Genomic DNA, 7,668 nt, shown 5'->3' with positions numbered 1-7,668 from the left:
ACGCGGCAAATTTTTGCCGTTTTGTTTGCGCGAAGGGGGCGTTATACAAAATTATTAAGCGCACCAATAATGGGCGGAAATGAAAATGCCGTACCGATCCGGACAACAACCGATGCCGCACCCTGCGGGCAGGCTTCGCACTCTGAAAGGCTTTCGGACGGCATTGTTCTTACCTGCGCGTCAAACCGCCTTCGTGTAAAGCGGTTGCAAAAAAGCCTTTTATTTTGACAGGGTGCAGAGATGAACGCCGAAGGATTTTGTGAAAAACAAACCGCCTGCCGGCCGGACGGGCGCCGAAATGCGGGCGATCGTGCCGATTTGAAGGCCTTTGAATTTGCCGAACAGGAATTGGCGAATTATCGGGAAATGTTGAAACGTTATGCCGTCTGAAAAGACGGCTTTTTTATTTGGGGCTGTAAATGAGCGATTTGGAAGCCAAAGTCAGGATAACGGTAGAAAACCATACGAAGCAGGGTTTTGATTCGGCCGCCGCCGATGCTGATAAGGCGGCGGAAAAGATGCGCAGCAGCGGCGATAATGCCGCAAAGGGCTTTAAAGCTGCAATCGACAGTATGCACGAGACCATGCGCAATTTGCACGCCGATGTGAAAGCGGGATTTGAAGCGGCGGGCAATCAGGCGCAACAGGCGTCTGAAAAGGTTAGGGCCGAAGTGGGTAAAATCGGCTCAGGCTTATCGGGGCTGACCAAACTGCTGGCAGGATTAGCAACCGCAGACTTCGCCAAATCGGTGCTTGATACCGCCGATGCGATGCAGTCGATAAACAGCCAAGTCCGACAAGTCACGTCGTCTGAAACGGAGTATCTGGCCGTGCAGCAGCAGCTTCTCGATACGGCAAACCGTACCCGTGCATCGCTTGAATCAACGGCAAACCTGTACGTTTCCACAAGCCGCGCGTTGAAAGACTACGGCTACACGCAGCAGGAAATTTTAAAATTCACCGAGGCGGCCAACAACGCGATGACCATCGGCGGCGTTGGCGCGCAACAACAGGCCGCCGCGCTGATGCAGTTATCGCAGGCTTTGGGCAGCGGCGTATTGCAGGGCGATGAATTTAAATCCATTTCCGAAGCCGCACCTATTTTGCTGGATACCATTGCGGAATATATGGGCAAATCCCGCGCTGAAATCAAAAAGCTGGGCAGCGAAGGGAAATTGACGGCGGATGTGATTTTCAAAGCCATTTCCGGCGCGTCGGAGAAGTTCGGGGAGCAGGCGGCCAAAATGCCCGTGACGATGGGGCAGGCTTTGACGGTGTTCTCGAACAACTGGCAAAGCATGGTTTCAAAACTGCTGAACGACAGCGGCACAATGTCGGGGATTGCCGCCGTTATTAAACTGATTGCGGATAACCTTAATTTGGTTGTTCCGATCGTCGCAGGTTTTGCCGTTGCCGTTGCCGCCGCCGTTGCACCGACACTGGCTTTGAATCTTGCACTGCTGGCAAACCCGTTCGGGATTATTGCCGTCGCAATCGGCACGGTTGTCGGGCTGATTGCGAAATTCGGCGATGAAATCGATGTTTTCGGCGGCGGCTGGTCGAATCTTTCCGATGTGATTCGGGCGGTTTGGCAAATCATCACGGAAACCGTCGGGGAAGCGGTGGGAACCGTCAAATCGTGGTTTGACGGGCTGACAGGCCGGCTGAACGAGGGCGCGGGCGGCTGGCCGTCGTTGTTCGGGCGCGTGATGAGCGTCATCTCAAGCGCAATCGGCGCGTATGTGAACGTTTATATCAACATATTCGCAACCGGCTGGATGCTGATTAAAGAAGCCGCAAACGATATGCCGCAATTCTTCGCCAATCTCGGCAAGGCCATAGGCAACGTGTTTATTTCCGCGATCGAACGGATGATAAACAAAGCGGTAGGCATGATTAACAGCATGATTGACTTTGCCAACAAAGCCGCGTCGATGGCCGGGATATCGGGCATTGGAAAGCTGAACAAGGTTCGGATGGGGCGGATGGACGACGGCGGGCTTGGCGAGCGTATTCATGACAGCTTGACGAAAGACCGCGCCGGCGCAATGGCAAATGCCGTCCGCGAACGGGCCGCCGATATTCACGAAGCCGATGCCCTCAAGGGACGCGGCGGCGGAGGACACGCCAAAACCGCCCGGAAAAAGCCGGGCGCAAATCAGGGCGGCGGCAAAGGGGGCAAATCCCGTTCGGGCGGTCCGGGCGCGGCCAAAGACCCGATGCAGGCTTGGGAAGGGGAAATCAAAGCCCGAAAACTCGCACACCGCGAAATGCAGCGCGAAACGCTCGCACACCAAGAATGGGATTTGGCGCGTGAGGCGGAATATTGGCGGGCGAAGCTGGCAACGGTGGACGCCAACGGCAAAACGGGCGTGAAAATCCGCGAAAAAATCCTGACGCTTGAAGACCAATTATCGAAGCAGTCAACCGAAGCCAAAATGAATCAGGCGGCCGAATGGGAGAAATTGGACAAGCACAAGCTGGAGATGGAGAAAGACGCGGCAGACCAAGCCCTGGCAGACGGACGTATTTCGCAACTCGAACGCCTGGACTTGGAAATCGAGTTTGAAAACCGCCGTTACCAAATCGCCTATGACGCATTGCAGGAACGCATCGCACTTGCCGAACAAGACCCGGCATACAGTCAGGCGGCAATCGGCAAGCTCAAGGCCCAAATGGGCGAATTGGGGCGGGGGCACGAACGGACGCAGGCGAAGAACGAGGGCAAACGCGAAAACCAACGCCGCAAAGACGCGCCCAACGTCATGGAAATGCTGCAAGACGGCGGCAGGAACGTTTGGCAGGAAGCACAGCAGCAGATGGGGCAGGCGTTCACCGCCATGCTGGCGAGGGCGCAGAACTTCAGGCAGGCGATGAACGGTTTCTTCAAAAGTATGGGGCAAACCTTTATTCAGGAAATGGTTACGAAACCTTTGACGGGCTTGATGCGGCGCATGGTTGAGGAATCGGCCATTTACAAGATGATTTTCGGAACTAAGGAAACGCTGGAGACAGCGGCGGCAGCCAAGACGGCGGCAACTAAGGCAACCGAGACAACGGCGGTTGTCAGTAGTAATGCTGTTCAAGCGGCTTCAGGCGCGGCGGCTTCCCAGGCGCATATCCCATATGTCGGCCCGATTCTTGCCGTTGCGGCTATGGCGGCGATGATGTCGGCTGTAATGGGACTGATGGGCGGCGGCGGTTCTCAAACGACCACAACCACGACGCGCATTCCCTCGGCGGCAGGCGGCTGGGACATTCCGGCAGGCATCAACCCGCTGACCCAACTGCACGAGAACGAGATGGTCTTACCCGCAGAACACGCCCAAACCATCCGTGAAATGGCGGATCAGCAGGGAGGCGGCAGCACCGTCATCATCAATTCGACAGGAGGCGATTTCATCCATAAAAACGATTTGGCGAAGCTCTTGAAGCAGATGAAACGGGACTTTAAATTTGTCTGAGAAAATGCCGTCCGAAAGGTTCGGACGGCCTATGTTGCGGCGTACGTCAAGCTATTAAGCTATTTGGTTTTCAGAGGCTTTTTCTTCCATTTCCGGGCTACGGCTTCAAATTCTTGAAAGGCCGTCGGCGCGCTCCTGATACGGCGTATTTCAAAAATGAAGCTGCTTAGGTTGTCCCAGTCGCGTAACAGCATGGAGTATTCGAAATCTTTATACATTTTCTCGTGCAGCGCCCCGCCCAATACGCCCGCACAGACAAATTCGCGCTGGTTTAAAACTGTCAGTATGGCTTCACGGTCTTTCTTCTTGTCCGGGGTATCTGATGTATAGGTGGCGAGTATGCATCCGTCTGTTTTTGCCAGCCCGTTTACTATGGTTATGGCTTCTTGAAGGGCGGCATTGTTACGTTCGGCCATGATCATGTCGATGGTGGCGCGCTTTTTGGCGTTTTCCGTATTCCTCATGATGCCGTAAGCGGCAACAAAAACGCCGATAACAGTCAATATCGGCGTTGCTATCTGTATTAGGTTGTCAGTCATTGCCGTCCCAGCCGTCTGAAAGGCGGAAATCACGGCTTTCCGAATAAATATGCCCCATTGTCATCCCCTTAAGCTGATGTTGAGAATAAATCCTTGCGTCGGAATATACGGCATTGCCTGACTATTTTCAAGATTCCGCACCCCGCGGACCGGACTATACAAAAAAACCGCCTTCGTGTAAAGCGGTTGAAGAGAGCCTTTCAATAAAAATGCCGTCCGAAGGGCTTTCGGACGGCATTTTTTATAGATTCTTTTTTAATGAACCTTTGAAACCGAAGATAATTAATTTTCCTCTTTATTTTCAATACGCAGTGTGCCCTATGTTTTTAAATAAAAATATTTTAATCCAACATTTTTGCAATATCCGCCATGTCGGGGCGGTAGTAAACATTGAGTAAAATCCTTAAATCCCGATGCCCGCTGATTTTTGCCAAGACCTCCACAGGCACTTTTTTTGATAGGCGCGTGAGGGCTTCGCGGCGGGTGTCGTGAAAATGCAGGCCTTGTATGCCGCAATTATCCCGCGCTCGCCTGAATAATACATCAAGGCTTTTGGCATCCAGGCTAAACACCCATGTGTCATCAATTCCGCGCAGTTGCTCTATTAGTTCGGCGGCTCGCAAGGATAATGGCACGTCACGGCTGTCGCCGTTTTTAGTTATTGGGAGGTGGGCAATACGACGCCGCATATTCACATCTGCCCATTTTAGGCCGCAGATTTCGCCTGCCCGCATGGCGGTTTCGATGGCAAATAGGACGGCAACGGCAACCCGTTGCACCGCCATTTTCGGTTTCTCATTAGGCCGGTATAGGAGGGCGGCGCAAATATCGGCAATTTCCTGCTCGGTTGGCCGTCTTGTCCTTGCCCGGCTTTTTTTCGGCTTGCTGATTTTGCGTACAGGGTTTTCGCGAAGAAGTCCCCACTCTTTCATGGCGTGTTCGCAGACGGCGGATAAAGTGGTTAATTCGCGTCCGACGCTGGTGGGGGATACCTCCTGCAACCGTTGATCTCGCCAATCGGCGAAGTCTTGAGGGCGCAGGTCGGCAAGCCGCACCTTTGCCAAAGGTGTTTTTAGTGCGCGTCCAATGCGGTATGATTCTTCCCGTGCGCCCCGCTTTGATGGTGTAACCTCGGATAAATACCGCCGGATAAGGTCGGCAAAGATAGTATTTCGCGGGGCATTGCCTTGGATGCCGTCCATAATTTGCGACTCTATTCGCGCCGCCCACGCCTTCGCGTCTGATGCCCGCTCAAATGTGGCGGAACGGGAAACGCCTTTCATACGGATTTGTACGCGCCATTTGCCGTTACGTTGAGTGATGGTTGCCATATTTATTCGGGTGCAATTCGGGTGCAAATATAATAGAGCAAAACAGATATAAAGCGGGGCAAAATAGGGCTATATTAAATTTAATGCTTTGATATGTAGGGATAAATAGATTTAAAAAGACGAAAGAAGTGCGGACGTAGAATAAGCGTAGATGCGCTCCGTCCGCACCAATAAAAATATATAAATCATATTGTTAATGATTATTGGGACAATTCGGTGGCACAAAATATAAGCTGTCTGCTTTTCAGCGGGCGGCTTTTTATCTGCCTATGTGTTTCAACACACAAAACGGCACATAAAGCACCGCCATTTGTTCCGCACCGAATCGGAAGCGGGTGCTTCCGCCCGCAATCGGATTCGCCGCCCCTAATGTCGGGGTTTTAACCGGAAAGAAGAAAATATTGATTTTGATGATGGCATCAAAAAAACCCTTCCGCCCGTCTGCCAAAAGGAATGGTTAAGAAAAGCAATGCGTCTTTTGATGGAACGCGATATATAAGAAATTGAGGGGAAGGGCAGGCGGGTTTCTGCCCGTTAATCCTGCGGACGGCCCCGCCAAACCCGACACGCGCGGGCATATGGCGGATTGTTTACAATATTGTCTAAAAATCTGAACCTGCAAACGCGAAATAAGGTAGAATACGCCCCGTTATTTTACCGTCCAATCCCCATTTACCAAGGAAAAACGATGAGTACTTCATTGAGTTACCGCGATGCGGGCGTCGGTATCGACGCAGGCGACCAACTGGTCGAAAAAATCAAACCGTTTGCCAAACGCACCATGCGTCCGGAAGTATTGGGGGATTTGGGCGGTTTTGGCGCATTGGTCGAAATCGGCAAAAAATATCAAAACCCCGTATTGGTCAGCGGTACGGACGGCGTGGGTACCAAGCTCAAACTTGCCTTCGATTGGGACAAACACGATACGGTGGGCATCGACCTTGTTGCAATGAGTGTCAACGATATTTTGGTTCAAGGAGCTGAACCATTGTTTTTCTTGGATTATTTTGCCTGCGGTAAATTGGATGTTCCGCGTGCGACCGATGTCATCAAAGGCATTGCCCAAGGTTGCGAAGAATCCGGCTGCGCCCTGATTGGCGGGGAAACTGCCGAAATGCCGGGTATGTATCCCGTTGGTGAATACGATTTGGCGGGTTTTGCCGTCGGCGTGGTGGAAAAAGAGAATGTCATTACCGGCCGCGGCATCGGCGCGGGCGATGTGGTATTGGGTTTGGCTTCCAACGGCGCACATTCAAACGGCTATTCCCTTATCCGTAAAATCATCGAACGCGACAATCCCGATCTGGATGCCGAGTTTGATAATGGCAAAACTTTACGTGAAGCCGTTATTGCGCCGACACGTCTGTATGTGAAACCGATTCTTGCCGCTTTGGAAAAATTTACCATTAAAGGTATGGCGCACATTACCGGCGGCGGCATTACCGAAAACGTGCCGCGCGTGTTGCCTAAAAACACGGTTGCCCAAATCGATGCCGAATCGTGGGAATTGCCCAAGCTCTTCCAATGGCTTCAAAAGGCGGGCAATGTGGAAACCCAAGAAATGTACCGGACCTTTAACTGCGGCATCGGTATGGTCGTCATCGTTGCTGCCGAAGATGCCGATGCGGTTCGGTCATTCCTGAGCGGGCAGGGCGAGACAGTGTACCGTTTGGGTTGCATCCGAGAGCGTCAAGGGAACGAGCATCAAACCCAAGTTGCCTGACTTCCAAGCATCAAATGCCGTCTGAATTTGTTTCAGACGGCATTTCCGCATCTTCCAAACGCGTATCCGCAACACAGTTCTGCAAACTGATATTTTGCCCGGTATGGCGGCTTAAACTTCTTCATCATATTTCGATAATGCTATAAAATGATATAATCATAAAATATTGTTTATTCCTACATCGTATTCATCCTATTTTCCGAAATGTGAGCGTTTTATGAAGCAATCCGTCCATAATAAAACAATTTTAAGTGTTTTGATTTCATCTATGTCTGTAACGGCTTTTTCCGCCCCCCCACCCCTCCCGCGATAAATGCTATTTCAGTCAATCGTACCGATTCCGGCGAACTCATCGGTTTTGAGTTTAATAATGCGGACAATACCGTAACCGGCAATGCGGATATTACGGTCAAACCTGCCGACCCTTCACAGCATTCGCGCCCGAAAGGGCTGATTATCCGGAGCGACCGTAACGAACCAAACAAAAACCAAGAAGTTCGCTTAAATAATATAGCGGATTAACAAAAATCAGGACAAGGCGGCGAGCCGCAGACAGTACAAATAGTACGGCAAGGCGAGGCAACGCCGTACCGGTTTAAATTTAATCCACT

The 7,668-nt window shown here is 51.7% G+C and carries 7 protein-coding genes; 3 read left to right on the top strand and 4 right to left on the bottom strand.

The features are described from left to right. Positions 1-41: 41 nt before the first annotated feature. Positions 42-164: a hypothetical protein gene (locus tag DFR77_RS14465; protein WP_257243867.1), complete on the bottom strand. Its 123-nt coding sequence runs from the start codon at positions 162-164 to the stop codon at positions 42-44. Between the two features lie 76 nt (positions 165-240). Between DFR77_RS14465 and DFR77_RS11950 the strand changes: the two genes are divergently transcribed. Both DFR77_RS11950 and DFR77_RS11945 read left to right on the top strand, forming a co-directional pair. Then, on the top strand, positions 241-390 hold the full coding sequence (locus DFR77_RS11950) for a hypothetical protein (RefSeq protein WP_003689043.1): 150 nt from the start codon (positions 241-243) through the stop codon (positions 388-390). Positions 391-419: 29 nt separating this feature from the next. Continuing rightward, on the top strand, positions 420-3,464 hold the full coding sequence (locus DFR77_RS11945; RefSeq protein ID WP_003698593.1) for a tape measure protein: 3,045 nt from the start codon (positions 420-422) through the stop codon (positions 3,462-3,464). Between the two features lie 59 nt (positions 3,465-3,523). Here the strand turns inward: DFR77_RS11945 and DFR77_RS11940 are convergent, their stop codons facing one another. The 3 genes from DFR77_RS11940 to DFR77_RS13885 all read right to left on the bottom strand — a co-directional run bounded on the left by DFR77_RS11940 (position 3,524) and on the right by DFR77_RS13885 (position 5,782). Beyond that, positions 3,524-4,003 carry a DUF4760 domain-containing protein gene (locus DFR77_RS11940; protein ID WP_002241413.1) on the bottom strand — a complete coding sequence of 160 codons (480 nt, stop codon included), beginning with the start codon at positions 4,001-4,003 and terminating at the stop codon, positions 3,524-3,526. A gap of 341 nt (positions 4,004-4,344) precedes the next feature. Continuing rightward, on the bottom strand, positions 4,345-5,334 hold the full coding sequence (locus DFR77_RS11930) for a tyrosine-type recombinase/integrase (protein ID WP_003689040.1): 990 nt from the start codon (positions 5,332-5,334) through the stop codon (positions 4,345-4,347). A 259-nt stretch (positions 5,335-5,593) separates the two neighbouring features. Continuing rightward, positions 5,594-5,782 carry a hypothetical protein gene (locus DFR77_RS13885; RefSeq protein ID WP_003689039.1) on the bottom strand — a complete coding sequence of 63 codons (189 nt, stop codon included), beginning with the start codon at positions 5,780-5,782 and terminating at the stop codon, positions 5,594-5,596. A gap of 240 nt (positions 5,783-6,022) precedes the next feature. Here DFR77_RS13885 and purM point away from each other — a divergent pair, with 240 nt between their 5' ends. After that, the gene (gene purM / locus DFR77_RS11920) at positions 6,023-7,057 is read left to right on the top strand and encodes a phosphoribosylformylglycinamidine cyclo-ligase (RefSeq protein ID WP_003692893.1); all 1,035 of its coding nucleotides are present in this window, start codon (positions 6,023-6,025) and stop codon (positions 7,055-7,057) included. Positions 7,058-7,668: the final 611 nt, after the last annotated feature.

It is taken from the genome of Neisseria gonorrhoeae, from assembly GCF_003315235.1.
Taxonomy (GTDB): Bacteria; Pseudomonadota; Gammaproteobacteria; order Burkholderiales; family Neisseriaceae; genus Neisseria; species Neisseria gonorrhoeae.
The sequence above is the reverse complement of the archived record's forward strand: the minus strand, read 5'-3'. Positions and strand labels throughout refer to the sequence as shown.